Source organism: Streptococcus parasanguinis (genome assembly GCF_001578955.1).
Lineage (GTDB): Bacteria > Bacillota > Bacilli > Lactobacillales > Streptococcaceae > Streptococcus > Streptococcus parasanguinis_U.
This window is the reverse complement of record NZ_KQ969690.1, coordinates 47,104-48,254: the sequence shown is the minus strand read 5'-3', so window position 1 is coordinate 48,254 and position 1,151 is coordinate 47,104. Positions and strand designations below refer to the sequence as shown.

Here is a 1,151-nt window from a genome sequence, read left to right as displayed (position 1 = left end):
TGACTAGCCTGTGAACGCGAAAGCTTGAAGGTCCCAGCAATCACCTTATCTAGCCGAAAACTCGACACGAGAATATCTCGTTGCTGGCTTTCTTCCCCTACAATCATTTGTTCTGATAGAGGAACTTCCCTAAGCCTAACAGGTACCCGAGAAATTTTCTGGATGTGATCCATAAAATAGTGAACAAAACGCTGTTCAACAAATACTTGGATCTTTCCTTCACTCGTCAGAATATCCCCAAAGGACTTGCGCTCCACTCCTAATTGGTGAACAATGGTCCCCAGTACCTGAGAATGACTCAAGTGATGAAATTTTGAAGCATAGACCATTTCCAATAAGGCCAGATCAAAGTCATTTGGATCCAATTGATAATAATCCGGAGCCACAATGACCTTGGCATACTCCATTTTCTGCTCATCACTAGAAGCAAAGACCTGTAACTGATAGCTAGCGGCAACATTTCGTAAAATAGTGACCTGATGAGGGTTTAAAAAACCCGTCACCTCAACAGAATAGCGTTCCATCACTCTTTCAGACAATTCAATACAACGATCAATGAATTCGTGATCTTCACGATTGAAATGTTGGTAAATCTCTTTCTGTCCCATCGTATACTAACCAATCAATTGTAGAAATAGTTGCCCCAACAACTGGTTTAATACATTCAAAACCAGCAACGCTACAAGAACCGTAAAATCCAAGCCTCCAAGCTGCAAGGGTAGCTTTCTAAAAAGGCTCAAAAATGGTTCAACTAGGCGGTGAACCATTTGTCCAAGAGTACTTTGAGGTGCCCCAGGGAACCAAGAAAGTAAGGCATAGATGACAAGAATAATGGAATAGATTTGAATGATATTGGATAGATATTGAAAGATAATCATCTTAACGATTACGTTTCATATCATAGTCAAATTCTGTCACTTCCACATCATTTGGAAGGCGGATATCTTCAATGTTAACGACTACATTAATTGGAGTCAACAAGTACATCGTACTTGCAACACGACGAAGATTTCCTGCTAAAACATAACGAGCCCCATCCAAATAATCTAGACAACGACGTGCTTGTACTTCTGTCATATATTGGAAGTCAATCAAGATACTCTCATTAGATAGTAATAGATCAACAATTTCAGTCGCTTCCTCGTATTTAC

The 1,151-nt window shown here is 39.9% G+C and carries 3 protein-coding genes; all 3 read right to left on the bottom strand.

Annotation, left to right across the window (positions count from 1 at the left end):
• Nucleotides 1–608: YlmH/Sll1252 family protein (locus SPADD19_RS04045; protein ID WP_241496464.1), on the bottom strand; the 608-nt coding region annotated here is incomplete at its 3' end.
• Between the two features lie 6 nt (nucleotides 609–614).
• The gene (locus SPADD19_RS04040) at nucleotides 615–878 is read right to left on the bottom strand and encodes a YggT family protein (RefSeq protein WP_061455294.1); all 264 of its coding nucleotides are present in this window, start codon (nucleotides 876–878) and stop codon (nucleotides 615–617) included.
• A 1-nt stretch (nucleotide 879) separates the two neighbouring features.
• On the bottom strand, nucleotides 880–1,151 hold a 272-nt coding region (sepF, locus tag SPADD19_RS04035; RefSeq protein ID WP_128861580.1), incomplete at its 5' end, for a cell division protein SepF.

Excerpts from the sequence above, each read along its gene's own strand:
- SPADD19_RS04040 (WP_061455294.1), bottom strand. The coding sequence starts at position 878 with ATGATTATCTTTCAATATCTATCCAATATCATTCAAATCTATTCCATT.